The sequence below is a fragment of the Roseobacter sp. HKCC-CH-9208 genome, assembly GCF_037805125.1.
In the GTDB taxonomy this organism is placed as follows: Bacteria; Pseudomonadota; Alphaproteobacteria; order Rhodobacterales; family Rhodobacteraceae; genus M30B80.
The window spans coordinates 1,937,384-1,963,327 of the sequence record NZ_JBBLYK010000001.1 but is presented as its reverse complement, the minus strand read 5'-3'; the positions used below and the strand labels follow the sequence as shown (position 1 = coordinate 1,963,327).

Genomic DNA, 25,944 nt, shown 5'->3' with positions numbered 1-25,944 from the left:
TTTTGGCCCTACATCAGGCCTTGTATCGCGGGATGTTTGACCCGCTTTTCCGCCACCGCCCCAGCACCCGAAATCTTGGTAGAGGTAGCGAATTCGTTGAATGTTTCATCCGCGCCATAGATGTCGCGCGCGACACCCGTGGTCAGTTGCGCAGGAGTGCCATCGAACACGATGCGCCCGTCCCGCATTCCGATCACGCGGTCACAATACTGGCGCGCCGTATCCAATGTGTGCAGGTTCGCAATTACCATGCGCCCGTCTTCTGTGTTGATCCGCTTGAGCGTATCCATCACGATTTGGGCATTCATGGGATCAAGGCTGGCGATTGGCTCATCGGCCAGAATGATCTGGGGATCTTGCATCAAGGCGCGGGCGATGGCGACCCGTTGCTGTTGACCACCGGACAACGCCTCAGCCCGTTTGGGTGCTTGTTCGGCAATGCCCAGACGATCAAGAATATCAATCGCGCGGGAAATATCGGCCTTTGACCAAAGATTAAACATCGTGGCCAAGGTCGAAGCGTGGTTCAATTTCCCATGCAATACATTCGAGACAACATCGAGGCGTGGCACAAGATTAAACTGCTGAAAGATCATGGCGCAGCGGCTTTGCCATGCGCGCGCCTCCGCGCCGCGATAGGCAAGCACATTGGTGCCATCAACCAGAATTTCGCCATCCGTGGCATCGGTCAGGCGGTTCATCATCCGAAGAAAGGTGGACTTGCCCGCCCCAGAGCGGCCAATGATCCCGACAAAGGCAGGTCGGTCGATAGAAAAGCTAACGCGGTCAACGGCAATCTTGCTGCCAAAAACCCGGGTTACGTTGCGCACTTCGAGCATAAGGTCCCCTTCCAAAATCTTGAGGGCCGTATCGCCGTGCAATGATTCAGTTACGTGACCGAATTGTTACCGTTTCGTAAAAATATCATCGGTCAGGCAACGCGCAGGCCGCGCGACCAAACCCCGCGCAAACGCGGTGTGCCGCCCGCAACAGACAGGCGCAAAACGTCACCGCGCAAGCCTTGTTCGATGCGGCCACGATCCTGCAAACCCGCAGCCTTAGCAGGGTTGGCCGTCACTGTGGCCATGGCGCGCGGCAGATCATTCCACATTTGCCCCAAGCGATAAGCCGACAGCAAAAGCGCGGCAGGGACATAATCGGAGGAGATGATATCCAACAGGCCCGCTTCGGCCAGTTCGGCAGCCGAAACATTGCCCGAATGTGACCCGCCACGGATCAAATTGGGCGCGCCCATCATAACCGCGATGCCATGCCTATGGCAGGCCTCGGCCGCCTCGCGCGTGGTCGGGAATTCGGCCAATTTGATCCCGTAGCCTGCCGATTTCGCGACATGATCTGCGGTGGTATCATCATGGCTTGCCAAAAGCGCGCCATAGCGGCGGGCGTGATCCACTGCGGCCTGTTCGTGCATATCCCCAAATCGCGCACGCATATCTGTCAGCTGTGCGATATGGTCTAACCATTCATCCTCGCTGAGATTGTTCTTGCCCATCACATAGGCTTTGAGCTTGGACAGATCACGGAATTGCCGTTGCCCTGGTGTGTGATCCATCAGGCTCACCAAACCTACGCGGTCTGCTGGGCCAAATTCGGCCAATTCTTCCGCCAAGGTTTCGGAACAGATTTCGGCGCGCAAGTGTAGAAAATGGCTGATCTTCAGCATCCCTTGACCGCGCAGGGCCAACATCTCGCTGGCCAAAGGACGGGCATAGCGTTCGTAACGGGTTTTGCCCGAATTAATCGACCCAATGCGCATGGCATCGAAAACTGTCGTGATCCCTGCCCCTGCCAGTTCGGCATCATGGGCGATAATGGCCGCATCATGGGGCCAATCAACTGACGGGCGCGGCTGCATGTGCCGCTCAAGATTGTCAGTGTGCAATTCAACCAGACCGGGCGTCAGATAATCGCCCTCGCAATCAATCGCGCCACGCGGCAAGGTGCCGCCTTCGCGGATATCCGCAATGACCCCATCTTGCACAATCACACTGCCTGCAAAGACCCGATCCACAGTAACGATCTGCGCATTGCCGAAAATCACTTCGCTGCTCATGATTGGTCTATCCTTTGAATAAGCCTGCCTCAGCGGCGGCGATGGCGACCTCTATCGTGCCGCTATTGTCAATTTCCACGATATTCAGGCCTTCGGGCAAAGGAACCTGTCGCGCCAGACGCGCGGCGATATCCTGTGGATCCTCGCGCCCGCGCGCGGCAAGACGCGTGGCCAAAACCGCAGGACTTGCGGTGATGGACAGAACCACTACATGCGCAAATCGCAACGCAGCCTCGCTCAACACATTGCGAGACAGGTTTGCAAGGACATCATGACCTGCGGCAATCCAATCGGCCACCTCAGCGGGAATACCATAAGAGAGGCCATGCGCCTGCCATGACAAGGCAAAGGCCCCCTGCCCGTTGAGACGCGCAAATTCATCTGCGCTGACCCCATCAAAGGCCTCACCCCCCGCATCACTGGGGCGGGTGATCACGCGTTTGGCCGCGCGCAAATCTGGATGGCGGGCCATCAGCCCTGCCATTACGCTGTCTTTGCCCACCCCCGAGGGGCCAACAACCGCAATGATGCGGCCTGTCTTCATGCGATCTTCCTTGGGGTAAAGACGCTGACATCAATGGCGCGATCCGCCACCCGCTCGCGCGCTTCAAGGTCATGGAAAATTCCAACTATCGCAGCCCCTTCTGCCTTCGCCTCTTCGATCAGCGATAGCACCGTCTCGCGGTTCTGGGCATCAAGGCTGGCGGTTGGCTCATCCAACAGCAAAACAGGATAGCGATGTGCAAATCCGCGCGCGATGTTGACGCGTTGCTGTTCACCGCCCGAGAATGTCGTGGGCGATAACGGCCAAAGCCGTTCGGGGATGCGCAACCGCGTCAGCAAATCTGCGGCCCGCGTCTGCGCTTCGTCCTCAGCCACACCAAGAGACAAGAGCGGTTCTGCCACAACCTCTAGGGTGGGCACGCGCGGCACCACGCGCAAGAACTGGCTGACATACCCTAAAACCTCGCGCCGTAGGGTCAAAATCTCGCGCGGGGTGGCGGTGGTGATGTCCAACCCGTTCACCACCACACGCCCCGCTTGCGCCAGATAATTTCCGTAAAGGATGCGCATGACAGTGGATTTCCCTGCCCCGCTTTCCCCTGTCAGGGCGACACATTCGCCCGCCGCCACGGAAAAATTCGCGCCCTCTAGCACAGGGATCACCGCGCTGTTTTGATTGTGCAGGGTAAAAGATTTCCCCAAATCTGTGACTGTGATCATCGTCATCCCTCACACCTGCAAAACCGAAGATACCAAAAGCTGCGTATAGGCATGTTGCGGATCATCCAAGACCTGATCGGTCAAACCTGTTTCCACAACATGGCCCGATTTCATCACCATCAGCCGATCTGCCAAAAGACGCACGACCGCCAAATCATGGGTGACGATAATGGCCGACAATCCCATACGGCGGACAAGACCGCGCAGCAAATCCAACAGCCGTGCCTGCACGCTAACGTCCAAGCCGCCCGTAGGTTCGTCCATGAAAACAAGGCGCGGGCCCGTCACCAAATTGCGCGCGATTTGCAGGCGCTGCTGCATCCCACCCGAAAAGGCCGAAGGGCGATCATCCATACGGGCGGTGTCGATTTCAACCTTGCTCAGCCAGTCACCTGCGGTCTGGCGAATATCGCCATAATGACGCGCGCCGACCGCCATCAACCGCTCGCCGACATTACCGCCTGCGGATACCCGCATCCGCAATCCATCACGCGGATTTTGATGCACAAAGGCCCAATCGGTGCGCGACAGCATCCGCCGCTCGGCCTCAGGCATCTGACGGACATCACGGGGGCCATCGGCACGGGTGTCAAAAATCACTTCCCCCCGATCAGGGCTCAGATGCCCCGCTAGGCAATTGAGCAGCGTAGACTTACCTGACCCAGACTCGCCCACAATCCCCAAGACTTCGCCTGGATAAAGATCAAACGAGACATCTGCACAGCCAATCCGCGTGCCGTATCGTTTCTCAATATTGCGCACTTGCAAAAGCGGGGTCATGCGGCCTCTCCTGTCTCGCGGCGGCTGGCGCAGTAATCTGTGTCGGAACAGACAAACATCCGCCCGCCCGCATCATCCACGATCACCTCATCTAAATAACTGTCTTCAGCCCCACATAGCGCACAAGGATGTGCCGCTTTTGACGGATCAAAGGGGTAATCTTCAAAATCGAGACTCACGACCTTGGTATAGGGTGGCAGGGCATAAATCCTTTGCTCACGTCCCGCCCCAAACAATTGCAAGGCAGGGCTTTCCAATTTGGGATTGTCGAATTTCGGGATTGGAGACGGATCCATCACATAGCGCTCTTCCACCTTCACGGGATAGGCATAGGCGGTCGCAATCTCGCCATGGCGCGCAATGTCCTCATAGAGCTTGACATGCATCAGGCCATATTCCTCAAGCCCATGCATCTTGCGCGTTTCGGTTTCACGCGGCTCTAGGAAACGCAGCGGCTCGGGGATTGGCACTTGATAGACCAAAATCTGATCCGCACTGAGCGGCGTTTCAGGGATGCGGTGGCGCGTTTGGATGACAGTGGCCTCCGTGGTTTTCTCGGTCACGGCCACGCCTGCGGTTTTCTCGAAAAAGCGGCGGATTGAAACGGCATTGGTCGTGTCATCCGCACCTTGGTCGATGACTTTGAACACATCATCGGGGGTCAAGCAGGCGGCAGAAACCTGCACGCCGCCCGTGCCCCACCCATAGGGCATTGGCATTTCGCGACTTGCGAAGGGCACCTGATAGCCTGGAATGGCCACCCCCTTCAGAATAGCGCGGCGGATCATCCGCTTGGTCTGTTCATCGAGATAGGCAAAATTATAGCTCATTCTGCAGCCTCCCGTGGGCCTGTAGATGCCATCATCGCCTCGGCGCGCAGGCGGCGGATCAGCTCCAATTCAGATTGGAAATCCACATAATGGGGCAATTTGATATGTTCGAGAAACCCAGTTGCTTGCACATTATCGGAATGGGACAGGACAAACTCTGCGTCTTGCGCGGGCGCGCCCACATTATCCTCACCCAATTCCTCCCATCGCAAGGAGCGATCCACGAGGGCCATGGAAATCGCTTTGCGTTCGGATTGCCCAAAGACCAAACCGTAACCGCGGGTGAATTGCGGCGGCTCGGTCTTGCTGCCTGTGAATTGGTTCACGGTTTCACATTCGCTGACCGTGATCTCGCCCAGATCAATGGCAAAGCCCAATTCGGGAATATCCATCGACACAGCCACGCGCCCGATCCGCAATTCGCCCACGAACGGGTGGTTGCGCGCATAGCCCCGTTGCGTGGAATAAGCCATGGAGAGAACAAACCCCTCATCGCCACGCGCCAAGGCCTGAAGTTTCAGCGGACGATCCGCAGGGAAATCCAAGGGCTCGCGCGTCAGATCACGCGGGGGCGTGTTATCCTCAGGCTCGGGCTGCAATAGACCCTCGCGATCCAGAAATTCGGTGACATGCGGCAAAGGTGCGGCATCCACTGGGGGGCCCCCCTCATCCTCGGACGGGACCGCCCCATCTGCCATCAACGCGAAATCCAACAGACGGTGGGTATAGTCAAAGGTTGGCCCCAAGATCTGCCCGCCTGGCAGATCCTTAAAGGTGGCCGAAATGCGCCGATCACAGCGCATCGCGCCAGTATCAATCGGGGCGCTAACCCCAAAACGGGGCAAGGTGGTGCGATAGGCGCGGATCAGAAAAATCGCCTCAATCATATCGCCGCGCGCCTGCTTGATCGCCACAGCTGCCAAATCAGGATCGTATAGCGAACCTTCGGCCATGACCCGATTGACAGCCAAGCTAAGCTGTTCGCGAATTTGCGAGATGCTCAGTTCCGCCACATCGGTTGCGCCGCGCCGCTCATGGGCCAGCCATTCATGGGCGGCGTCAATCGCCCGCTCGCCCCCCTTTACCGCAACATACATTAGGAAGCCCCCTCAATACGGGTGGATCGCGGCAGGGCCGCTATTTGGCTGCCTGACGTGAAGAACGTATCAAAACCAAGCGGGAAGCGGCGCGCATTGGCGACAAAAGCCGCAGTCTCGGGCAGATTGAGATAGGCCTCCGCCTGAATGCCTGGCCCAGTCAAGCGCACCCCCTCCGCCGCGAGATGATCCATCTCAACGATCAATGTGACAGAGCGGTCAGGGTAATCTTGCACACCTTGACGCATTTTCCCGAGATCAACGCAAAGCTCATCCCATGGGCCAAGGGCGAAATCTGCCTCATCCGCAGCAACCAAAGGCGCGCCCGTATGAAAGCGCAGCCATGCGCGAATGGCGTCTGTGTCGCAAGACGGGGAAAGGTAAACCCGTGTTTCAGGATCACAAAGAACCAGCAGCAAACTGCCCGCCGCAGGGGATAAGGGCAGCGGCGGATGCCCACCTGAAATCTCGCGGATCACCCCAGGACGGGCCATCACATCCAAGGCCGCGCGAAAGGCAATTGCCGCATCGCGCGGGGGATTGGCGAATCCGCCCCCCATTGCATCGGCCACATTTGGCTCAGACATTGCCATACTCATTCCCCCCGAACCATGGTGAAAAATTCAACCTTTGTGCCCGCCGCGCGCACCGCCCGCGCGCCCTCACGCGCTGCTTTTTCCGCGCGCAAAGGGGTGATCACGGAGGCGATCAAAGCCGACCCTTGATCTGTCTGACACAGCGCATCGACAAGCGCGGCATAGGTTGCGGCCTCATGACTGCGGCCCTGCACATATCCATGCCCGACCGCACCGCTCTCGGTGAGGCGCACCGAGGCGCGGGTGACAGTCATTTCACCGAGATTAAACGCAGCGCCCACCGCGCCTGCGCGCCCACGCACCATGACCGTGCCAATTTCAGGCGCACGCAAAACGGTATGCGGCACCTCAACGCCTGCGGATTGACACAGCGCGATCAAGCGATCTGCGGAGGCCTGTGCCATGGTGGACAGCCATGCTTGCCGTTCGATGTGTTCGCCTAAATTCGACATCTTGCGAAGTTATCCGATAAAATATACAACTAGACAAACTTTACGCTCAACCCTGCCCCCTCACAAGCGGCTTTTGATGAAATTTTGATGACAGATGCCCAAAGCCACGATCTGGACAGAAATTCGAGACGACCTTGAAACCGATATCCGTTTGGGACGCTTTGCAGCGGGCACGAAATTGCCCACAGAGGCGGAATTGGCCGCCCGCTTTGGCGTGAACCGCCATACGGTGCGCCGCGCCATCGCAAGTCTGGTTGAGGCGGGGCTGGCCCTTAGCCGCCAAGGCGCAGGCGTTTTTGTAACCGAAGCCCAGACCCCTTATCAGATTGGGCCAAGGGTACGGTTTTCCCAAGCCATCCGCGCAACAGGCCGTGTGCCCGACAGACGTTACACCGCATTGTTCAGCCGCCCTGCTGGTGCCAAAGAGGCCGAGATGCTCGATATCCGCGAGGGGGAATTGGTGCATCACGCAGAGGGTCTATCCTATGCCGATGGGGTGGCTCTGTCGCTGTTTTCATCTTGCTTTCCTGCCGCAAGGCTGCCGAATTTATTGGACAATCTTACACGCGACCCTTCGATTACAGCGGCCTTTGCGGCGGATGGGTTTGACGATTACCTGCGCCGCGACACGCAAATTGACGCGCGCGCGGCCACAAAATTGCAGGCACATCAATTGGGCATTCGCCATGGCGCGGCCCTGTTAGAAATCACCGCGATTAACATCTGCGCAAAATCTGGCGCAGTCTTGGAATTCGGGCAAAGCGTGATGGTAGGCGGGCGCGTTAAATTGCGGGTTGAGGGCTCTGCCCCGACACCCCTGCCGCCCGCACAAAATGCGCCCTAAGGAAAAGCTGCGCAACACCGCTTGGCGTGTGATGCGTGGCTGTCTCCGCCGCGCGCAGGGTGAAATCTGACCCCAGCCGCGCAGCAAGCGTGGCGGCATCATAACGCTGCACAGGCAGGCCGCTGCATCGCTCAGGGCCATCTTGGTGAAACACCGACAAGATCACATGACCCTTGGGGATCACAGCGCGGGCCATCATCTGCACATAGGCCGCCTGCGCGTCAGGGTCGGTTAAGAAATGAAACACCGCGCGATCATGCCAAAGGTGATAGTGGCGGGGCGGTTGCCAGTTGCGCAAATCCGCACAAATGAAGCGCGGCGGATGGTCAAGATCACGACAGGCCGCCGTGCTTTGGGTCATGGCATGGGCCGAAATATCGATGGCTGTTACATCGCGATAGCCTGCAAGCGTCAAGCCACGCACCAAACCTGACCGCCCTGCCCCTGCATCTAGAATGGGCGCGTCAGGCCCAAGCTTGAGCGCCGCGATTTGGGCAAGGACGTGGGTGTAATCTGCTTGATACCAGCCAAGCTGATCAACCGCCCGATCGTGATAGACCGCATCCCAAAAGCCAGCTTCCGCAGCATTCGGGGATGGCGCATGATCTGTCATCTGATGAATTGGTCAACGTAATCTGCGCCAAGCCCGACGCGTTCGTAATGCGCGCGGCACAGATCAATCTTGGTAAAGACATCCTCATAGCCCAAAACCTCGCCATAAGGATCGACATAGCACATGACGCCATTAACTTGGAAAAAGGTGATCATTTCTTCGACCCCTTCGGGAACCACCAAAGTGTGAGTTTCACCAGGAGGTTCATACACATACGAGCCTTCGGTCGCCTCCCAATCGTGCTCAAGGTAATACCACCGTCCTTTAAGAACCCAACCATGTACTGCTTGAGGGTGTCGATGGCGCGATAGAACACCTGATTTTTTCACCTTCAGAAGGTTCATCCAATAACCCTGAGAACGATTCAAACACAGCGGACGAAACCATACATTGGGAGCCTGCGGAACCCAGATCCTTTCATCATCTGGAATAGCATTAGGCACTACTATCTCTTCCAAGGCATCTTTTGGAAAAGGAAGCTGATATGGGGTCATTGGATCTTGGTCAGTTTTTTGTAGGGGCATATTATCTCACATTGCACTGTATCCGCCATCTACAGGGTAGATAGCACCGGTTATAAAGCCCGCGCGATGCGATAGTAGCCACGCTACAAGCTCTCCAATTTCATCAGGTTTGCCCCAACGTCCCATTGGCGTGCGAGCCAAGATTGGTCCATTGCGCTCTGGATCTTCGCGCAAGGCAGCTGTCATTTCTGTTTCAATCCATCCAGGTGCAATCGCGTTTACGCGAATTCCATCGGCGGCCCATTTTCCAGCCAAAGCCTTGGTTAACTGGGAAACGCCGCCTTTTGAGGCTGAATAGGCTGGCACAAGTGGTCCGCCAAATGTACTGAGCATCGAGGCAGTATTAACAATCGCACCTTTAGATCTGGCGAGCAATTCATGAGCTGCTAGACATGTACGCATTGTACCAGTGAGGTTGATCTCGATGACCTTGGTGAAAACATCCATTTCGTATTCCGCACCACGAAACAAAACGCCGGCACAATTAACAAGGGCATCCAGAGTTTCAAACCGGTTAAAAAATTCAGTAACCTGACCTTGGTCGGTGACATCTAGTACAGCGGTTTCCACGCTGGGCACAGCAAATGAGAAAGCATCGATCTCGCGCTCATCAAGACCTGTGGCCAATACATGCCAACCCTCTCGCAATAGCACGCGCGCAATACCGGCGCCTATCCCGCCCGTACCACCGATAACTACTGCATTCTTCATATTTGTACCTTTGCGAGCGGAATACTTGAGCCACCTTCATACAAGATGGCAGCGCATACAAGTTTCAATTAAAGTTTAATTGAGCCTTATATTTCTAGGCGCCCATCTCAGTTGCAAACTCAATTAAGTCAGACGCAATGACATCCCACTCTTGCTCGGCAGTGAGATCAGTCTTCTGCCCAGGACCATACTCGGTAGACCTTGGGATGAATGCCGTCCGCAGTCCACATTCACGTGCGGCAACAAGATCATAATTATGCGCAGCACATAACATCACCTCTTCAGGATCCAGATACATCATCCGACACACTCCCAAGTATGTCTCAGGATCAGGTTTATAATGCTGGTATAACTCGCAAGAAAAGGCATGATCCCAAGGCAAATTCGCAAATTTGGCCATGTTAACCAGAAGAGAAACATTAGCATTAGATAATGGGCCAATCACAAACTTACGCTTCAAGCGTTCCAGCCCCTCAACTGCGTCTGGCCAAGGATTTAAACGGTACCAAACACGGTTAATATGCATTAAATCTAGCTGACCAAGCTCAGGTGCGTGTAGTTCGGATAGCACAGCCTGAAGACTTTCAAAATGTAAGTCATCCAAATTAGTCCAAGGAATTTCCCCTGATCTTACGCGCCCCATTTGCGGCTCGTAGCTGCCGCGCCAAAGATCTGCTAAAAGCGCCCAGTCAATTGATAGGCCTTTTTGTTCGCCCCACTTAGACAAGTCCTCAATAATGCTTCCACGCCAATCAACAACTGTTCCAAAACAATCAAATATAATCAGTTTTACATTCTCAGGCCCAGTCATTTTGGGTCTCCGTCATTAAATTCGTAAATAGCAATCTCACCAAACCACAAGGCAAATGGTCTGCCAATAAATTTAAAGTGCGTGACTTGAAGCTCCTTTTGTAAGCTATTCGAGTTGCTATCTCTAACTAACGCTATTTTTACTCATTTAACGATTATTTGCCTTACGCCATTTGGCAAATTTATCGATATTTTCTCCCTTGGTTGCGGGATACAGACCAATAATCGTGGCACCATTTTGTACTTGCTCAATTACAAAATCTTCGTACGCCGTCATCTCAACGGCTTCGTCTGCGACTTCCTCAGCCAGATGGGCTGGAATAACTATGACACTGTCATCGTCGCCGACCACAATATCACCGGGAAAGACCGGTGCATCGCCACAACCAATAGGTTCGTTTATCGCTATTGCCTCGTTCGTCACCAGGCTCGTAGGTGAAGAGGGGCGGTTATGATAGGCCGGTATATCGAGTTCGGAGATATTCATAGCATCACGCAAACCGCCGTCAGTCACCACACCAGCACCGCCGCGCATCATCAAACGAGTAATCAAAATGTCTCCAGCACTAGCGGCAAGCGCCGATTTCCTGCTGTCTATCACCAAAACATGTCCAAGCGGACAAGTCTCGATGGCGACTCGCTGCGGGTGATCCGGATTACTAAGCTCAGCCAGCTGATTGCGGTCTTCTCGCGCAGGTATAAAGCGCAAAGTGAAGGCAGGGCCTACCATATTCTTACCTTTTGGCGATAGAGGCCGCACATCCTGGATGGTTTGGTTGCGCAAACCACGCTTGAAAAGTGCGGTTGCCAATGTAGCAACGGAAACCTGTTCGAGTTTTTCTTTCATTTTCTGTGTCAGTGGATGATTGCTCATGGGGCAATTCCTTTGTTTCAAACTTTAGGAGCCATAAATATTTGCAATTGAGCGCTGGCCAAACTTCCCAAATATAATCTCTTGCCTCATTTCAGAAGGACATCCTTTGGACAGAGATAACACAATGCGCAAGGTCGCGATTTTATTCCATTAGAATATATCAGGCTCACCCGCAGTTTGACCGTGATCGCGTGTCAGATAATCAAAATCGCAGCCGGTATCGGCTTGCCCCACATGTTTGGAGAACATCCATCCCCAGCCGCGTTGGAAGCGAGGTTCAGGGGGAATCCAGGCGGCTTTGCGGCGCTCTAGTTCCGCGTCATTGACTATCATATTGAGCGACCGGCTCGGCAGGTCCATTCGGACTATGTCGCCGGTTTTTAATAAAGCCAACGGTCCACCAACAAAGCTTTCTGGAGCAACATGAAGAACACAGGCGCCGTAAGATGTCCCAGACATACGCGCATCTGAAATGCGCAGCATATCGCGATGCCCCTGCTTTATAAGCGCTTTTGGGATCGGCAACATCCCCCATTCTGGAAAACCTGGTCCACCCTGTGGCCCGGCATTACGCAAGACCAGAACATGATCAGGCGTAACTTCAAGATCTTCGTCGTCAATCGCCGTTTTCATCTCGGAATAGCTGTCAAAGACCAGTGCCGGCCCTTCATGGATATGATATTTCGGATCGCAAGCGGCTGGTTTAATTACCGCACCCGACGGACAGAGGTTGCCACGTAAAACCGCTAGAGACCCCTCATGGTAGACCGGGTTGGACAACGGGCGTATGACGTCATCGTTATAGACCTGAGCATCTGCAATATTATCAGCTAGCCTTCGACCGTTGACCGAAACAGCCGATGTGTCGAGCCGGTCTGCGATCTGCTTGATCATGGCAAGCAACCCTCCGGCGTAATAGAAATCCTCCATCAGGTAGTCCTTCCCTGACGGTCGAACGTTGGCGAGCAAGGGAACAGTACGCCCCAACGCGTCGAGGTCGTCGAGCGTCAGTTCCACCCCCGCGCGGCGGGCAATAGCGATGAGGTGCACCACTGCATTAGTGGAACAGCCAGTGGCCATGGCGACGATGGCGGCGTTCTTCACACTGGCCGAGGTAACAATGTCTTGCATAGAGACATCTTCCCAAACCATTTCTACGATCCTTCGGCCACAAGCGCTTGCCATGCGCGAATGATTGGCATCAACGGCCGGAATTGAGGAGGCTCCTGGAAGCGTCAGCCCCATAGCATCCGCTATGGTCGTCATCGTGGATGCCGTGCCCATCGTCATACAGACGCCATGAGAACGAGCAATTCCGCCTTGCACACCCCGCCACTGCTCATCGTTGATATTGCCAGCGCGCCGTTCATCCCAATATTTCCAAGCGTCAGAACCAGAACCTAGGATCTCTCCGGCGTAGTTGCCGCGTAGCATCGGTCCAGCAGGTAGATAGATGAATGGCACTCCAGCGCTAAGCGCTCCCATAATCAGAGCAGGCGTCGTCTTATCGCAGCCACCCATCAATATAACTCCATCAAAGGGGTGAGAGCGGATAACCTCTTCAGTCTCCATGGCCAGCATGTTGCGATAGAGCATAGAACTCGGTTTTGTAAATTGTTCATCCAAACTGAGAACTGGCATCTCTATCGGGAAGCCGCCCGCTTGGTTCACACCGCGCTTAACTTCCTTAGCGCGCTCAGGAAAATGCCCGTGGCACGAGTTGATCTCTGACCAAGTGTTTAAAACACCAATTATCGGTTTCCCTCGGAACTCCTCTTCCGCATAACCAAGCTGCATCATTCGAGATCGATGACCAAAGCTTCGCAAATCATCTGGGGCAAACCAACGAGATGACCTCAATGTATCTGGTGTTTTAGGCATCATTCATTGTCCCTGTGCAATCAACCGCATGAAATTTATTAATAATGATGACCATAATATTCTGCCACATGTATAAAAGTCCAAGCACCATTTAGCGACCAAGCGCCCAGAACGAATATATGCTGTCATGACGCAAACTTGGTTAGACATGGCTCTTGCGCTACGCCTAACATCCAAGGTGCGGCTGAGGATAGTGATAGACCCACTGCAAATAGAATTCATCAGATCAGCTGAGAACTATCGCAAATCATAAGATCAGGGAGGTTTTGATGGAGCGGGTAGCGGGAATCGAACCCGCACGACTAGCTTGGAAGGCTAGGGCGCTACCATTACACCATACCCGCTCAATAGTCTGACAGATATTTGACCGGACATTCGAGGTCAAGTAAGTCATATTCGGTCGCCGAATAAAGACACACAGCGGGACCCGGTTTGAGTTGATTTCACGAAACAGCCTAATGGCTCAGTCGCTGATCCTGTAAAGCCACTGACGCCTCCGCATATCATCTGCGATGAAACGATCGATCAAACCCTTATCTTCAAGTGTGAGATCTATTGGAGCCAAACCATTTAAAAGCATTCGGCGCGCCAATGGAGATATCACAAAATCAAAACTGTTATCAGTTGTATCGAGGGTACATTTCTCAAGGTTCGCTGACAAATGATGTGAGGTAGGATTCATTCTTACCCACTCATTGATAGCTTCTATTGATGGGCGATCGAGGGTAATTGGTAGAACACCATTAGCGACGCAATTGTTATAAAAGATTGATGCAAAGCTTTCCGCCACTACTACCTTGAACCCGTAATCTGCAAGAGCCCAGACAGCATGCTCCCTCGACGAACCACATCCTGCATTTCTACCCAGAATTAGTATAGAAGCGGCACGATAATTTGGATGATTTAAAAGAAATTCAGGGTCAGGTTTTCTGTTGCCATCTGAATAGCGGATATTGGCAAAGAGGCCATTTGCCAGCCCAACCTTTGAAACCCGTTTCATCTCGCGCGATGGAATGATCACATCAGTGTTAAGATTATCCGTCAACAACGGGAGCGCGATGCCACTATGGTTCGTAAATGGCTTCATTCGTATGCCTCGCGCACATCACTGATATGTCCGTTTATCGCACTCCAAGCAACAGTCTCAGGGCTGGCGATGTGTGTGCAAACACCTGGCCCTTGACGTCCTTCAAAATTCCGATTGGTCGAGGAGATGACACGACTTCCTGGTGGGAAGGTCTCACCACCAGCATAAAAACAAAACGCACATCCAGCTTCATGCCATTCGAACCCTGCGTCTAGAAAGATTTTATCCAAACCTTCTGCTTCAGCAGATATCTTAACTTCTTTAGAGCCAGGGGCACAAATTGCTCTAATTTCAGACTTAACTTTTCGACCCTTTAATATGTTCGCAGCGCGTCGAAGATCACTTAACCTGCTATTGGTACAGGATCCAATAAATGCACCATCTATTGCTTGTCCACGAATTGGTTCATGGGGCTTTAAACCAATATATTTAAATACATCGGCAAAATCTGAACGTTGATCGGGCAAAACCTCATCAATAGCGATAGCATGTTCGGGGCTGGTACCCCAAGTTATCATCGGTGCGATTTCTGCAACATCCACTTCAAGATCAACATCGAATGATGCATCTACATCACTAATCAATGACGCCCAATGCGCCTCCGCAATCAATGCATCCTCATCTTTAGGAGCAAAAGGCCGCCCCCGTGTATACTCAATAGTCTTGTGATCTGGCGCTACAATTGCTGTGAATGCTGCAAACTCTACACCCATATTGCAAAGAGTTAAGCGCTCCTCAATTTCCATCTCCTCAATTGCTGATCCTGCAAATTCGATCACAAAGCCTGTCCCAAAATCAGCACCGAACCGACTTATTAAATTTATCACGATATCTTTAGCGGTAAGCCATTGTGGCTTTTTTCCAGTCAACCGGATGCGCATTTGTTTGAACTGAGGAACCCTAAGTGTTCTTGTGGCTAAAGCATGCTCGCAGTCAGTTGAACCTATTCCCCACGCCAAGGCTCCCATTGCACCGAGTGTACATGTGTGACTGTCCGGACAAACGATGGTTATGCCCGGCAAAACAATCCCCTGCTCTGGAGCTATTACGTGTACAATACCTTGTCGATCATCATCAGCACCATACAAACGGATACCAAAGGCTTGAGAAGCGCGATGCATCTCCTCAATAAAAATCATCCCACCGGGCATTCTAGAGATATCTGGGCGACCAGGCTTGGTATCTACGATGTGATCAATAGTCGAAAAAACGGTCTGTGGCGCTGCAATGTTTCGATTTTCAGACAACATATTGGACAATGCAACCGAACCAGTGCGTTCGTGCAGCATAATCCGATCAATTAGTATCAACGATGAGCCATCATCAAACTGACGCACTTCGTGAAGTTTTCTGAGCTTCTGGTAAAGAGTTTGCCCCATTTTTAAAATCTACTCTTCTGACGGTGGGATAAAACCCAATTTCGAATAGATCTTGCGATTGTCCGCCCCTACTCTGGGCGGGTTCAGTCGAACCTGAGGTCGAACACCATCTATTTCTAAAGGTAGCGCAGGTAACTTGATCTGTTTACCATCAGGAAGCTCCATCGGCAGCAGACCATGAGCATTTAAATGAGGATCGGTCAAAAGATCATCTGGTTTTCGAATTGGTGCGTACGGAAGACCAATCGTCTCTAAGCGAGCGCCCAAAGTTTCACTATCCAGGGCTCCAAATATTTCACGAAGTCGTGGTATTATAACCTCCCTTTTCGCCACCCGGCCTGCATTGGTAGCCAACGCGTTATCGCTTTCCCAATCCATCAATGAGAATGCCCTGCAAAGAGACTTCCATTGTCCGTCACTCACAACAGCAACGAACATTTGACTGTCGAGCGTTTCGAAAACATCATACACAGCCCAAGCTGAAATCCGTTCAGGCATTGGAGGAGCCTCTGTGCCTGTTACTGCTCCTTGAGCGATATGCTGCCCAACTAAAAAAGCCGTAGTTTCATACAAAGATGCACGAATGTTTGCGCCCTTCCCACTGTCCTTCCTAGCGACTAGCGCGGACAGAATGCCAATAACACCAAATAAAGCGCCTGTGACATCTATGACCGAAGCTCCAGCTCTTAGCGGCCTTCCTTTCGGGCCGGTCATGTAAGCCAGCCCCCCCATCATCTGGGCCACTTCATCCAGTGCAGTTCGGCTTTCGTACGGCCCAGACAAGAAACCCTTGCAGGATTGATAAATGATGCCTGGGTTGATTTCACGTACCTCTTCATAACCCAGGCCAAGCTTATCGAGAGCACCATCGCGAAAATTTTCAACCAAAATATCGGCGTCGGCAATAAGCGAGCGCACCACGCTTAAGCCTTTTTCCGATTTCAAATCGACCGTGATACTCTGCTTGTTGCGATTATACATCGCGAAATAACCTGCGCCAGAACCTGGCAACCGCCGGGTCTTATCGCCTCCTACAGGCTCGACCTTGACAACATCAGCACCCAAATCGGCTAAAATCATGCCGACAGTTGGCCCCATTACCATGTGCGAAAATTCAACTACACGAATGCCATCCAACTGAGCCATTTTCTCACCGATCTGTTTACTTTTATTACATTTGGTATAAGGATATACCATTATGTCAATTTTAAAGTGAACCCACAATGATAACTGTCAGCGAAGTTGGCCCACGTGATGGCGTTCAAAGCCTCGATTTTTTGGTAGATTTAGAAATCAAAAAGCAATGGATTGCTTCTGAAGCGGCTGCGGGAGTACCAGAAATTGAAGTTGGTTCATTCGTAAGCTTCAAACGATTACCGCAAATGCAAGATACGCCCGCGCTAGTGGAATTTGCATTAACTATTCCTGGATTGAAGGTCGCTGCTTTGGTGCCCAACCTGCAAGGAGCGAAAGCAGCTGTGGCGGCCGGCGTTCACAAACTATCAATACCAGTATCAGCAAGCGAAACCCATTCGTTGCGCAACGTTAATCGCACCCATGAACAAATGATCGAAGAGGTCAAACAGATAAGGGCGCTCGTAGACGATCAACCGAGTGAAACTCGTGCAAATATAGAAATTGGCATTGCCACCGCATTCGGCTGCACAATTGATGGAAACGTACCTCAAAAAACCGTCGTTGAACTGGCTGAACGTTTGATGATCGCAGGGGCCGATGAAATTGGCCTATCAGACACTACTGGGTACGCTGACCCTAAAATGGTCAAAGATCATTTAAAAGCAGTACAAAAAGCTATTGGACCGGCGAATGTAACTGGCGTGCATCTACACAACACACGCGGACTTGGCTTGGCTAACGCTTTAGCAGCGTTAGATTGCGGGATCACGACGATCGATGCTTCTCTTGGAGGCTTAGGCGGATGCCCTTTTGCGCCTGGAGCAAGTGGCAATATTGTGACGGAAGATTTGGTCTTCATGTTGCACTCAATGGGCTATGAAACTGGAATTAACTTGCCGGAGCTTATTGAGGTTCGAAAGAAATTAGCCGAACAAATTTCAGGCTCATCTATTTATGGGTTCATCGCTGATGCAGGGCTTCCTTTGGGCTTTAGTCAAAGCAGCCACACTATAAAGGGTGACGAGGCCCATTCATGACAGGATTGTTCTCGGGGCACGTTGATACGAAAAGCCCGACACCGTTATACCATCAAATTTTTTTAGATTTTAAGCATAGAATTATCTCAGGAAGTCTGGCTGACGGATTTAAATTCCCAAGCGAGGGGAAGCTTGCGAAAGAGTTCAATGTATCAAGGATCACCATTAAGCGCGCCCTGAATGAACTTGCCCAGCAGGGGCTTGTTGAAAGACATCGGGGAAGCGGAACTGTCGTTACATATGTTGCGTCAAATCTGCCAAATAATGATGGTTTCACTGCGTTAATGGACAGCCTACGTAAGATTGCGGCCACAACCACTGTGGAAGTTTTATCCGTCGATTTGGTAAAGCCACCGCCCAGCATTGCACAACATTTGGCTTTACCAAATTCTCAGTACGCACAACAAATTCATCGGAAGCGTTACTATCAGAATGATCCATTCTCATACGTTCTCAGCTATAGCCCTGAAAAAGTTGGGAAATCCTGGACTAAGGAAGAATTGTCCAAAAAACCGGTTTATCAGCTGATAGAAGAAGGCGGGTTCACCACCGAATGGGCGCGCCAAACTATCTCATGCGAGGCAGCAAACCCTTTTATAGCACAGAACCTAATGTTGCCAGAAGACGCGCCAGTTCTGAAATTACGACGTCTTCTAGGAAATGAAACTGACGGGCCGCTACATTACATCGAGGTTTGGTACCGTTCTGATATGTATCAATTCACGATGGAGATGGGCCTGAGTGATTTCAAAAATCAGCGCCATTTATGGTCTTCAGTTGAGTAATCTGCCGTAAGAAACTTCTTCTTCACCAAACTACAAAGGTCTTTATCATGCCGATTGTCGAGGTTCATTTAATTGAGGGGTATTCCGAGAGCGAAAAAACGAGGATCTGTGAGGCGTTAACGGATGCAGTTAGAATTGTTGTGCCGGCTAGCCCGGATGCAGTTACGGTGATGGTACATGAGATGCTTCAGTCTGAGTACATGCGCGGCCGCTCTCACAGATCACCAGCACCAGCGCTCCCCGACCCACGCGAAATTGTAAGTCAATTTCTAAAGCTTATGGAACAACGCGACATAGCAGCTGCCGAAGAGTACCTCGATGAGAAGTTCTCAATGACGTTTCCCGGTACTCAGCCAATGCACCGTTTAGAGGACCTAGTTAACTGGGCATCCAAACGATATCGTTATGTTGTAAAAAAATATGACGGTTTCGAAGCATTTCAATCACCCGGCGATGAAGCTGTAGTTTATTGCCGGGGCACGCTATCTGGAGAATGGCTTGACGGCGAGCCCTTCGAGGGAATTCGTTTTATAGACAGATTTGAAGTAATTCGGGGCGTGATTTCTAAGCAGGATGTTTGGAACGATATTGGTGAGGAAAAAATAAAAAAATGACCCAAGATATAGATCCCATAACACTTGCTGTTCTCGCTGGACGGATGGAGCAAATAGCCGATGAAATGGACGCCACTCTCTTTCGAGCGGCCTTTAACCCAATTATTGCGGAGGCACATGATGCCTCACACGGCCTCTATCATCCTCAATCGGGTGACACTTTGGTACAGGGGAAATCGGGTCTCCCCATCTTCGTAGGCGTGATGTCGTTTGCCGTGAAGAGCGTTATCGAAAAAGCCTCTAAAGATGGAAATTTGAAGGACGGCGATATCTATATTTTCAATGATGCTCACCTCGGTGGGACCCACCTAAATGACATGCGATTAGTACGGCCTTATTTCAATAATGGAGAACTATTTTGCTATCTTGCATCAGTTGGGCATTGGCATGACCTTGGGGGTGCAATCCCAGGGAATTATAATCCTGAAGCAACAGATGCGTTTCAAGAAGCATTCATACTACCACCAGTCAAATTGGTGAAAGAAGGAGAGCTCCAGACTGATATTATTGATATCTTGATGCGCAACACACGGCTCCCGCAGTCAGCGCAGGGCGATCTGAATGGCCAACTAGGCGCCTTAGATCTTGGCGTAAAAAGATTAGATGAACTACTTTCCGAGTACGGGCCCGACACGGTTAAATCCGCTTTGAATGCACTTCAAGATCGCGCCGAAATTTTAATGCGCGAGGAGCTCAAAGAACTTCCAGATGGGCGCTGGGAAGCGATTGATTATCTAGATAACGACGGTGTCTCTGACACTTCCTTACCGATAAAAGTGTGCCTCGAAATTAAAAATGACACTATGTCTTTAAATTTCGAAGGAACTGCTGCGCGCTGTGCGGGGCCTGTGAACATCGCTCTCCCGACTGCGATAGCAACAGCTTATGTTGCGATAAAACATATGTTTCCTAATCTGCCTGCAAACTCAGGGGTTATGCGACCAATTAATATCGTAATTCCAGAAGGCTCACTGCTTTCAGCTCCATTTCCAGCACCTGTAGGCGGCTACACAGAGACAATTTTGCGAATGATTGACGTAATTTTCCAAGCGGCCGCTCAGGCCGCGCCAGAGCGCGTCGTCGCAAACGCCTATGGCACAATCAATGCTTTATCGATATCCGGCAAGCGCAAAAATGGTCAACCATGGGTGATGTTTAGTTTCTACGGCGGAGGGCATGGGGGATCAAATGAAAGCGATGGCCTCAACCATGGTAATGCTCCTATTTCCACAGCTACGATCCCACCGTTGGAAATTCTTGAAGCGGCGTACCCAGTTATGTTCCGAAAATGGGCCCTTAGAACGGACAGCGCGGGTTCAGGAATGTATCGCGGGGGACTTGGCGCGACCTACGAAATTGAGGTTCTAGAAGAGAGTGGAGCTAAAGCCTTTCTTTTTGGCGAACGCGGAAAATACGCCCCTTCCGGTGTAGTTGGCGGCGGGAATGCAGCTTTAAATGTATTTACTTATGAACAAGACGGTGGCTGGCAAAACCCACCAATGACCTCCAAAATGGTAGGAATAAATCTCAAGCAGGGTCAGTCCGTGCGTTTGGATACTCCGGGTGGTGGTGGCTATGGAACACCCTCGAAAAGGCCACCAGAAAGCGTGGCGCGGGATGTTGCAGCAGGATACATAACTGCAGAGAAAGCCACCGAAGATTATGGTTCCGCCTGGCAGGAGGTCACTATATGACTGAGATCATAATTGGCGTCGACGTTGGGGGTACATTCACTGACATATTTGCGCTCAACGAGAAATCTGGCACTGCTGAAGTCACCAAAGTCCCAACCTCACGTCCGGATCAATCGGACGGTTTCCTCAGTGGAATACGTTCCCTAGTCAATAATTTCAGCGACCTATCTGTGGTAGTACATGGGACCACTGCTGGTACAAATGCGTTATTGGAACGTAAAGGCGCAAAAATTGGCGTCATTACCACACAAGGCATGCGAGATGTTTTGGAAATGAGGCGGCGCGATCGTCCTAAAACCTGGGGGTTGCGAGGCAATTTTATTCCAATCGCTGAACGTAATTGTCGGTTAGAAGTTCCTGAGAGAACCTTGGCTGATGGAGCTATCAGGACACCCGTAGATTTGCCTGCGGTACGGAAAGCAGCTCAAGAGTTGCTGGACTTGGGGTGTAGCGCGATATCAATATTATTCGCTAATTCCTACGCGAATAGTGAGAACGAAGACAGAGCGGTAGCTGCTGTGCGGGAAATGTGGCCCAACGCACATGTGGCTTCGTCCTCCGAGATACTGCCTGAAATTAGAGAATTTGAACGGTTTTCGACCACAGCCCTGAACGCTTATTTGCAACCAGAGGTGTCTGGATATCTAAATCGGCTTGAAAAGGCTTTAAGCACAGGTGGTTTTTCAGGCGAGTTTCTAATCGTTCAGTCAAATGGTGGCGTTATGGGGGTGGATACCGCCGCGAAACTTCCAATCAGGACCGCATTGTCTGGGCCCGCAGCTGGCGTAATTGCAGCTGGCTACATTGCTGAAGCAGCAGGCTTACCAGACATAATAACGGGCGACATGGGCGGGACATCATTTGATGTCTCACTAATTGCAAACAACCAAAGCATGTTATCTTCGCAAACCTCAATCGACTTTGGAATGGTCGTGCGTTCACCAATGATAGAGATCACAACCATTGGCGCTGGTGGTGGATCAATCGCATGGGTAGACAAAGGCGGACTTTTAAATATTGGGCCTGAAAGCGCAGGCTCAACCCCTGGACCAGTCGCTTATGGACAAGGCAATACGCGACCAACGGTAACAGACGCAAATGTTGTACTAGGCAGAATTGATCCAGAAAACCCAATCGGTGGTAAAATTGAAAAGCTTGATGTGCTTGCCGCATCAAAGGCAATCGAAACGCATGTTGGAGACCCATTAGGCCTTACTGCCATCGAAGCAGCAGAGGCTATTTTGCGTGTCGCCAATAGCCGAATGGCAGGTGCCTTAAGATTGGTTTCTATCGAACGTGGGTTTGATCCCAAACGGTTCGCATTTATGCCGTTTGGAGGGGGTGGAGCATTACACGCGTGTGCAATGTTGGAAGAGGTAGGTTTAGCAAAAGCTATTGTACCGCGGTATCCAGGAGTGACGTCTGCAATGGGCTGCGTGATCGCCGATATGCGTCAGGATTTTGTGCAAACCCTTAATTCCGGAGTGAATGACACAGATCCAGCAGTAATTTTTGAATACTTACAAAATCATGTCCGGGAAGGACACCGGGCTCTTGATGCAGCAGGAACTAACTTTGAAAGCAGGGTTACATCTTTCACCTTCGATATGGCGTATCAAGGTCAAACACATACGGTAAATGTTCCAATCGACATTAATGTAAGTAATGAAGTCGTAGCGGTACCATCACTGGATCAGATTAGTAATGCATTTGATCTGGAGTATAAAAAAACCTTCGGCCGCTTGCTTGAAAACGGTGTGAGACGAATAATCAATATTAGAACTTCTGTAACCGGGAAACGACCTCGCTTTGACTTGGCGACATTAGCACCAAAGGGAGGGTCAATTAAACAAGCATTTAAAGGGACGCGCTCGGTGCACTTTGGCGATCAATGGTATGATACTAACATATATGACAGGCTGGAATTGCCAGTTGGAGCCGTAATTCCTGGACCAGCCATACTCGAACAGCCAGACACCACAGTTCTTATCGAACCAGAGCTTGTCGGCCGCATTGACGATTATGGTAATACCCTAATTGAAAGGTCAAAATCATGAATCCGAGCAAAACAGCGCTCCTTACTATCGATTTACAAAATGATTTTTTACACGCTGATGGTGCTTACGGGCGCGCCAATCAATCAGCAGAGGCAATTTTAAAATTACCGGAGATGATTAAACCTATAAGAGACGCACTGATAAATGCAGGCGGAACATACATCTCTGCACAATTCACATTAGTGCCGGGTAGAGGTGGCGAACCTCTTATTGCCCCTCATTTAAAAAAATTACGGCCATTCTTGGGTAAAGGTGATTTTGCACCGGGAGGCTTCGGCCATAATTTAGTGAATGAACTAGCGCCAGCGGATTTTACAATTGAGAAGGTGAACTACTCGGCATTCTACCAAACCAGGTTAGAATATATTTTAAACCACCAAGATATTAACACACTCATCATAGGGGGCATTGTCACAAACGGTGGTGTGGCCAGCACTGTAAGAGACGCGCATCTTCGCGACATCCACACAATCTTGCTATCTGACGGATGCGCAGCGTTTAACTCTCAAGTTCACGATGCCACCGTGACATCTCTTAGCACCGTTTCAGAGGTTTTGAGCTGTGCAGACGCCCTTAGCCTTATTAAAAAAATCGAATGACTTTACGGCGACGGCTAACCAAAAAAGAGATCCTGATTGCGCCAGGAGTTTTCGATGCGCTTAGTGCAACCATTGCCGCTCAATGTGGGTTCGAAGCGCTATACCTGTCTGGAGCGGCTGTCGCTTACACACGCTTAGGACAACCGGATTTTGGCCTAACAACAGCAACCGAAATGGCCGAGACTTTGGCGCTAATTTCAGACAAAACAAGCTTGCCGATAATAGTGGACGCAGATACCGGGTTCGGAAATCCTTTGAATGCTCGGCGGACCATGTTGAACTATGAACGCGCCGGAGCCGCGGCTTTACAAGTAGAAGACCAAATCTTTCCCAAAAAGTGCGGCCATCTTTCTAACAAGTCCCTCATATCACCAGGAGAAATGGTGGCAAAAATCTCGTCGATGGTTGACGCACGATCAAAAGATACGCTTGTAATTGCGCGGACAGATGCAATCGCTGTTGAGGGGCTAACGGCAGCTTTAGACCGAGCCACTTTGTATCTAGAGGCCGGTGCTGACGTAATTTTTGTGGAAGCGCCGAACACCAAGGAACAACTTAATACAATCACAAAGCGTCTAGGTGGACGTGCGCCGTTGGTCGCAAACGTAGTAGAAGGCGGCAGAACACCTGAATTTTCCTCAGACGAGCTCGAAGAAATGGGTTTCGATATAGTAATCTTTCCCGGCGGGATAGTCCGAGCTTTGGCAAAAACAGCAAGAGAATACTATGAAACTCTTTCCAGGACAGGCTCTACCCAGGCATATAAAGATCGTATGTACAATTTTACAGAACTGAATGACATTATTGGGCTACAAGAAATGTCAGCGCTGGACGAAAAATTCAAGGACATACCCGGTGATTGAAGCGCCTCTGGATAACTACGATATACATATAGAAACGTTGATAATCGGAGCGGGAGCTTGTGGCATGATTGCTGCACTTTCTGCATATGAAGCTGGCCAGGACGTACTGATAATCGAGGCCGATCCAGTCCCATCAGGATCTACTGCCCTAAGCGCAGGCTTGATACCCGCCGCAGGAACAAAACTCCAAAAAAACGCGGGAATTAATGACAATCCTGAAATTTTTGCAAATGACATTCGAAAAAAAGCGAAACAGGAAAACGATTTCGAACTCGAACGTGTGCTTTCAGAAGGATCAGCCAAGGTCATTGAGTGGCTGATTGAACAACATGACTTGCCATTTTCATTGGTGGAAGACTTTGACTACCCTGGGCACTCTGAAAGGCGAATGCACGGCTTACCCAGCCGGTCAGGTGTAGAACTAATCAACAGCTTACGCTCGCGCATAGAACAACTTGAGATCCCATTGATATGCCAAAGGCGCGCAGACGCTCTATATGCTCTTGATAAAACGGTTTTTGGTGCCCGTTTACGTTTGCCAGATGGAACTTTCGAAACCGTGTCAGCCGACCGGGTCATATTAGCTTGCAACGGCTTCGGAGGAAATCGCACGATGGTGTCTAAACACATGCCAGAAATAGATCGCGGTTTGTGGTTTGGTCACAGCGGAAATCAGGGCGATGCAGTGATTTGGGGGCAAGGATTAGGGGCCTCAACAAAACATTTATCAGCATATCAAGGTCACGGTAACGTTGCTTTTCCGCATGGCATTTTAATTACCTGGGCAGTAATTATGCAGGGTGGGTTTCAGGTAAATATTTCTGGACAGCGTTTTTGGAATGAAGCGCAAGGGTATTCTGAAGCAGCACGCGCAGTCCTATCCCAACCCGAAGGTATAGCTTGGACTATTTTTGACAGTAAAATCGCAAAAATTGCTCGGCAATTTTCCGATTTTAAAGACGCAGAAGCGCAAGGTGCGATTGTTTCCGCAAGCACAACTGAAGAACTGGAAACCAAATGCAACCTACCAAGCGGCAGTCTAGAAAGTAACATTTTAGACATCCCATATGGCGGCACTGATCGCTTCGGAAGAGAATGGGCTAATGCGAAACTTATGCCATCTTTTCACGCTGTTAAGGTTACCGGTGCTCTATTCCATACACAGGGCGGATTAGACGTTGACCCTGCAACAGCATTGGTGCGTCACACCTCAGGTGGATGCTTTCAAAACCTACATGCCGCGGGCGGAGCAGCATGCGGCGTATCTGGAGCAGGTGATAGTGGATATTTGTCCGGCAATGGCTTACTTTCAGCCTCCGTGTTGGGGTTCATCGCAGGAAAGTCCAAAACTACCGCAAGTTAATTGCTAAATCGCAATAGCT

Annotated in this window: 27 protein-coding genes and 1 tRNA gene; 9 read left to right on the top strand and 19 right to left on the bottom strand. The window is 51.2% G+C overall.

Annotation, left to right across the window (positions count from 1 at the left end):
- Positions 1–8: 8 nt before the first annotated feature.
- The 9 genes from phnC to phnG form a co-directional block, all read right to left on the bottom strand.
- On the bottom strand, positions 9–839 hold the full coding sequence (gene phnC, locus AAC621_RS09865) for a phosphonate ABC transporter ATP-binding protein (protein ID WP_340255019.1): 831 nt from the start codon (positions 837–839) through the stop codon (positions 9–11).
- 92 nt (positions 840–931) lie between these two features.
- On the bottom strand, positions 932–2,074 hold the full coding sequence (locus AAC621_RS09860) for an alpha-D-ribose 1-methylphosphonate 5-triphosphate diphosphatase (RefSeq protein WP_340255016.1): 1,143 nt from the start codon (positions 2,072–2,074) through the stop codon (positions 932–934).
- Between the two features lie 7 nt (positions 2,075–2,081).
- Complete coding sequence (gene phnN / locus AAC621_RS09855; protein ID WP_340255013.1) at positions 2,082–2,618, bottom strand: phosphonate metabolism protein/1,5-bisphosphokinase (PRPP-forming) PhnN; 537 nt, start codon at positions 2,616–2,618, stop codon at positions 2,082–2,084.
- Positions 2,615–3,298, bottom strand: a complete 684-nt coding sequence (gene phnL / locus AAC621_RS09850) for a phosphonate C-P lyase system protein PhnL (RefSeq protein ID WP_340256449.1) — start codon at positions 3,296–3,298, stop codon at positions 2,615–2,617. Before phnL ends, phnN begins: the two co-directional genes overlap by 4 nt.
- Positions 3,299–3,307: 9 nt before the next feature.
- The gene (phnK, locus tag AAC621_RS09845; RefSeq protein WP_340255010.1) at positions 3,308–4,078 is read right to left on the bottom strand and encodes a phosphonate C-P lyase system protein PhnK; all 771 of its coding nucleotides are present in this window, start codon (positions 4,076–4,078) and stop codon (positions 3,308–3,310) included.
- Positions 4,075–4,908, bottom strand: a complete 834-nt coding sequence (locus AAC621_RS09840) for an alpha-D-ribose 1-methylphosphonate 5-phosphate C-P-lyase PhnJ (RefSeq protein WP_340255007.1) — start codon at positions 4,906–4,908, stop codon at positions 4,075–4,077. Before AAC621_RS09840 ends, phnK begins: the two co-directional genes overlap by 4 nt.
- Positions 4,905–6,005, bottom strand: a complete 1,101-nt coding sequence (locus AAC621_RS09835) for a carbon-phosphorus lyase complex subunit PhnI (RefSeq protein ID WP_340255004.1) — start codon at positions 6,003–6,005, stop codon at positions 4,905–4,907. The genes AAC621_RS09840 and AAC621_RS09835 overlap by 4 nt, the downstream gene beginning before the upstream one ends.
- Positions 6,005–6,592, bottom strand: coding sequence for a phosphonate C-P lyase system protein PhnH (gene phnH, locus AAC621_RS09830; protein ID WP_340255001.1), 588 nt, complete (start codon positions 6,590–6,592; stop codon positions 6,005–6,007). Before phnH ends, AAC621_RS09835 begins: the two co-directional genes overlap by 1 nt.
- Positions 6,593–6,600: 8 nt before the next feature.
- Complete coding sequence (gene phnG, locus AAC621_RS09825; RefSeq protein ID WP_340254998.1) at positions 6,601–7,053, bottom strand: phosphonate C-P lyase system protein PhnG; 453 nt, start codon at positions 7,051–7,053, stop codon at positions 6,601–6,603.
- Positions 7,054–7,147: 94 nt separating this feature from the next.
- Between phnG and phnF the strand changes: the two genes are divergently transcribed.
- Positions 7,148–7,897, top strand: coding sequence for a phosphonate metabolism transcriptional regulator PhnF (phnF, locus tag AAC621_RS09820; RefSeq protein WP_340254995.1), 750 nt, complete (start codon positions 7,148–7,150; stop codon positions 7,895–7,897).
- Here the strand turns inward: phnF and AAC621_RS09815 are convergent.
- From AAC621_RS09815 to AAC621_RS09770, 10 genes are all read right to left on the bottom strand, one after another.
- The gene (locus AAC621_RS09815) at positions 7,836–8,510 is read right to left on the bottom strand and encodes a class I SAM-dependent methyltransferase (protein WP_340254992.1); all 675 of its coding nucleotides are present in this window, start codon (positions 8,508–8,510) and stop codon (positions 7,836–7,838) included. The genes phnF and AAC621_RS09815 overlap by 62 nt on opposite strands.
- Positions 8,507–9,004 carry a 2,4'-dihydroxyacetophenone dioxygenase family protein gene (locus AAC621_RS09810; protein ID WP_340256446.1) on the bottom strand — a complete coding sequence of 166 codons (498 nt, stop codon included), beginning with the start codon at positions 9,002–9,004 and terminating at the stop codon, positions 8,507–8,509. The genes AAC621_RS09815 and AAC621_RS09810 overlap by 4 nt, the downstream gene beginning before the upstream one ends.
- 36 nt (positions 9,005–9,040) lie before the next feature.
- Positions 9,041–9,745 carry an SDR family NAD(P)-dependent oxidoreductase gene (locus AAC621_RS09805; RefSeq protein WP_340254989.1) on the bottom strand — a complete coding sequence of 235 codons (705 nt, stop codon included), beginning with the start codon at positions 9,743–9,745 and terminating at the stop codon, positions 9,041–9,043.
- A gap of 94 nt (positions 9,746–9,839) precedes the next feature.
- The gene (locus AAC621_RS09800; protein ID WP_340254986.1) at positions 9,840–10,556 is read right to left on the bottom strand and encodes a haloacid dehalogenase type II; all 717 of its coding nucleotides are present in this window, start codon (positions 10,554–10,556) and stop codon (positions 9,840–9,842) included.
- 147 nt (positions 10,557–10,703) lie between these two features.
- Positions 10,704–11,429, bottom strand: coding sequence for a ribonuclease activity regulator RraA (locus tag AAC621_RS09795; protein ID WP_340254983.1), 726 nt, complete (start codon positions 11,427–11,429; stop codon positions 10,704–10,706).
- Between the two features lie 150 nt (positions 11,430–11,579).
- Positions 11,580–13,313 (bottom strand): L-arabinonate dehydratase, encoded by a 1,734-nt coding sequence (gene araD, locus AAC621_RS09790; RefSeq protein WP_340254980.1) that lies wholly within the window; start codon positions 13,311–13,313, stop codon positions 11,580–11,582.
- A 267-nt stretch (positions 13,314–13,580) separates the two neighbouring features.
- Positions 13,581–13,654: transfer RNA gene (locus AAC621_RS09785), tRNA-Gly, on the bottom strand.
- A 119-nt stretch (positions 13,655–13,773) separates the two neighbouring features.
- Positions 13,774–14,397 (bottom strand): 3-isopropylmalate dehydratase small subunit, encoded by a 624-nt coding sequence (gene leuD, locus AAC621_RS09780; RefSeq protein WP_340254977.1) that lies wholly within the window; start codon positions 14,395–14,397, stop codon positions 13,774–13,776.
- On the bottom strand, positions 14,394–15,776 hold the full coding sequence (locus tag AAC621_RS09775; RefSeq protein WP_340254974.1) for a 3-isopropylmalate dehydratase large subunit: 1,383 nt from the start codon (positions 15,774–15,776) through the stop codon (positions 14,394–14,396). Before AAC621_RS09775 ends, leuD begins: the two co-directional genes overlap by 4 nt.
- 9 nt (positions 15,777–15,785) lie before the next feature.
- Entirely contained in the window at positions 15,786–16,973 is a 1,188-nt protein-coding gene (locus AAC621_RS09770; RefSeq protein WP_340254971.1) for a CaiB/BaiF CoA transferase family protein, read from the bottom strand.
- Positions 16,974–16,999: 26 nt separating this feature from the next.
- Here AAC621_RS09770 and AAC621_RS09765 point away from each other — a divergent pair, with 26 nt between their 5' ends.
- The 8 genes from AAC621_RS09765 to AAC621_RS09730 are packed head-to-tail and all read left to right on the top strand — an operon-like array spanning position 17,000 to position 25,925.
- Entirely contained in the window at positions 17,000–17,950 is a 951-nt protein-coding gene (locus AAC621_RS09765) for a hydroxymethylglutaryl-CoA lyase (protein ID WP_340254968.1), read from the top strand.
- Positions 17,947–18,735 (top strand): GntR family transcriptional regulator, encoded by a 789-nt coding sequence (locus tag AAC621_RS09760; RefSeq protein WP_340254965.1) that lies wholly within the window; start codon positions 17,947–17,949, stop codon positions 18,733–18,735. The genes AAC621_RS09765 and AAC621_RS09760 overlap by 4 nt, the downstream gene beginning before the upstream one ends.
- Positions 18,736–18,782: 47 nt before the next feature.
- On the top strand, positions 18,783–19,349 hold the full coding sequence (locus AAC621_RS09755; protein WP_340254962.1) for a DUF4440 domain-containing protein: 567 nt from the start codon (positions 18,783–18,785) through the stop codon (positions 19,347–19,349).
- Positions 19,346–21,043, top strand: a complete 1,698-nt coding sequence (locus AAC621_RS09750; protein ID WP_340254959.1) for a hydantoinase B/oxoprolinase family protein — start codon at positions 19,346–19,348, stop codon at positions 21,041–21,043. The genes AAC621_RS09755 and AAC621_RS09750 overlap by 4 nt, the downstream gene beginning before the upstream one ends.
- Positions 21,040–23,100 (top strand): hydantoinase/oxoprolinase family protein, encoded by a 2,061-nt coding sequence (locus AAC621_RS09745; protein WP_340254956.1) that lies wholly within the window; start codon positions 21,040–21,042, stop codon positions 23,098–23,100. Before AAC621_RS09750 ends, AAC621_RS09745 begins: the two co-directional genes overlap by 4 nt.
- Positions 23,097–23,699 carry a cysteine hydrolase family protein gene (locus tag AAC621_RS09740; protein WP_340254953.1) on the top strand — a complete coding sequence of 201 codons (603 nt, stop codon included), beginning with the start codon at positions 23,097–23,099 and terminating at the stop codon, positions 23,697–23,699. The genes AAC621_RS09745 and AAC621_RS09740 overlap by 4 nt, the downstream gene beginning before the upstream one ends.
- Positions 23,696–24,562 (top strand): isocitrate lyase/PEP mutase family protein, encoded by an 867-nt coding sequence (locus AAC621_RS09735; RefSeq protein ID WP_340254950.1) that lies wholly within the window; start codon positions 23,696–23,698, stop codon positions 24,560–24,562. The genes AAC621_RS09740 and AAC621_RS09735 overlap by 4 nt, the downstream gene beginning before the upstream one ends.
- Entirely contained in the window at positions 24,495–25,925 is a 1,431-nt protein-coding gene (locus AAC621_RS09730) for an FAD-dependent oxidoreductase (RefSeq protein WP_340254947.1), read from the top strand. The genes AAC621_RS09735 and AAC621_RS09730 overlap by 68 nt, the downstream gene beginning before the upstream one ends.
- Positions 25,926–25,944 lie beyond the last annotated feature (19 nt).

Bases quoted from the DNA above. Each gene is read 5' to 3' on its own strand.
- AAC621_RS09840 (WP_340255007.1), bottom strand. From the start codon at position 4,908: ATGAGCTATAATTTTGCCTATCTCGATGAACAGACCAAGCGGATGATC.
- phnF (WP_340254995.1), top strand. From the start codon at position 7,148: ATGCCCAAAGCCACGATCTGGACAGAAATTCGAGACGACCTTGAAACC.
- araD (WP_340254980.1), bottom strand. From the start codon at position 13,313: ATGATGCCTAAAACACCAGATACATTGAGGTCATCTCGTTGGTTTGCC.
- AAC621_RS09740 (WP_340254953.1), top strand. From the start codon at position 23,097: ATGAATCCGAGCAAAACAGCGCTCCTTACTATCGATTTACAAAATGAT.
- AAC621_RS09835 (WP_340255004.1), bottom strand. From the start codon at position 6,005: ATGTATGTTGCGGTAAAGGGGGGCGAGCGGGCGATTGACGCCGCCCAT.
- AAC621_RS09810 (WP_340256446.1), bottom strand. From the start codon at position 9,004: ATGACCCCATATCAGCTTCCTTTTCCAAAAGATGCCTTGGAAGAGATA.
- AAC621_RS09795 (WP_340254983.1), bottom strand. From the start codon at position 11,429: ATGAGCAATCATCCACTGACACAGAAAATGAAAGAAAAACTCGAACAG.
- phnH (WP_340255001.1), bottom strand. From the start codon at position 6,592: ATGTCTGAGCCAAATGTGGCCGATGCAATGGGGGGCGGATTCGCCAAT.
- AAC621_RS09805 (WP_340254989.1), bottom strand. From the start codon at position 9,745: ATGAAGAATGCAGTAGTTATCGGTGGTACGGGCGGGATAGGCGCCGGT.
- AAC621_RS09750 (WP_340254959.1), top strand. From the start codon at position 19,346: ATGACCCAAGATATAGATCCCATAACACTTGCTGTTCTCGCTGGACGG.
- AAC621_RS09760 (WP_340254965.1), top strand. From the start codon at position 17,947: ATGACAGGATTGTTCTCGGGGCACGTTGATACGAAAAGCCCGACACCG.
- AAC621_RS09860 (WP_340255016.1), bottom strand. From the start codon at position 2,074: ATGAGCAGCGAAGTGATTTTCGGCAATGCGCAGATCGTTACTGTGGAT.
- phnK (WP_340255010.1), bottom strand. From the start codon at position 4,078: ATGACCCCGCTTTTGCAAGTGCGCAATATTGAGAAACGATACGGCACG.
- AAC621_RS09765 (WP_340254968.1), top strand. From the start codon at position 17,000: ATGATAACTGTCAGCGAAGTTGGCCCACGTGATGGCGTTCAAAGCCTC.
- AAC621_RS09775 (WP_340254974.1), bottom strand. From the start codon at position 15,776: ATGGGGCAAACTCTTTACCAGAAGCTCAGAAAACTTCACGAAGTGCGT.
- AAC621_RS09815 (WP_340254992.1), bottom strand. From the start codon at position 8,510: ATGACAGATCATGCGCCATCCCCGAATGCTGCGGAAGCTGGCTTTTGG.
- AAC621_RS09755 (WP_340254962.1), top strand. From the start codon at position 18,783: ATGCCGATTGTCGAGGTTCATTTAATTGAGGGGTATTCCGAGAGCGAA.
- phnN (WP_340255013.1), bottom strand. From the start codon at position 2,618: ATGAAGACAGGCCGCATCATTGCGGTTGTTGGCCCCTCGGGGGTGGGC.
- AAC621_RS09730 (WP_340254947.1), top strand. From the start codon at position 24,495: ATGACATTATTGGGCTACAAGAAATGTCAGCGCTGGACGAAAAATTCA.
- leuD (WP_340254977.1), bottom strand. From the start codon at position 14,397: ATGAAGCCATTTACGAACCATAGTGGCATCGCGCTCCCGTTGTTGACG.
- phnC (WP_340255019.1), bottom strand. From the start codon at position 839: ATGCTCGAAGTGCGCAACGTAACCCGGGTTTTTGGCAGCAAGATTGCC.
- phnG (WP_340254998.1), bottom strand. From the start codon at position 7,053: ATGTCGAATTTAGGCGAACACATCGAACGGCAAGCATGGCTGTCCACC.
- phnL (WP_340256449.1), bottom strand. From the start codon at position 3,298: ATGATCACAGTCACAGATTTGGGGAAATCTTTTACCCTGCACAATCAA.
- AAC621_RS09745 (WP_340254956.1), top strand. From the start codon at position 21,040: ATGACTGAGATCATAATTGGCGTCGACGTTGGGGGTACATTCACTGAC.
- AAC621_RS09770 (WP_340254971.1), bottom strand. From the start codon at position 16,973: ATGGTATATCCTTATACCAAATGTAATAAAAGTAAACAGATCGGTGAG.
- AAC621_RS09735 (WP_340254950.1), top strand. From the start codon at position 23,696: ATGACTTTACGGCGACGGCTAACCAAAAAAGAGATCCTGATTGCGCCA.
- AAC621_RS09800 (WP_340254986.1), bottom strand. From the start codon at position 10,556: ATGACTGGGCCTGAGAATGTAAAACTGATTATATTTGATTGTTTTGGA.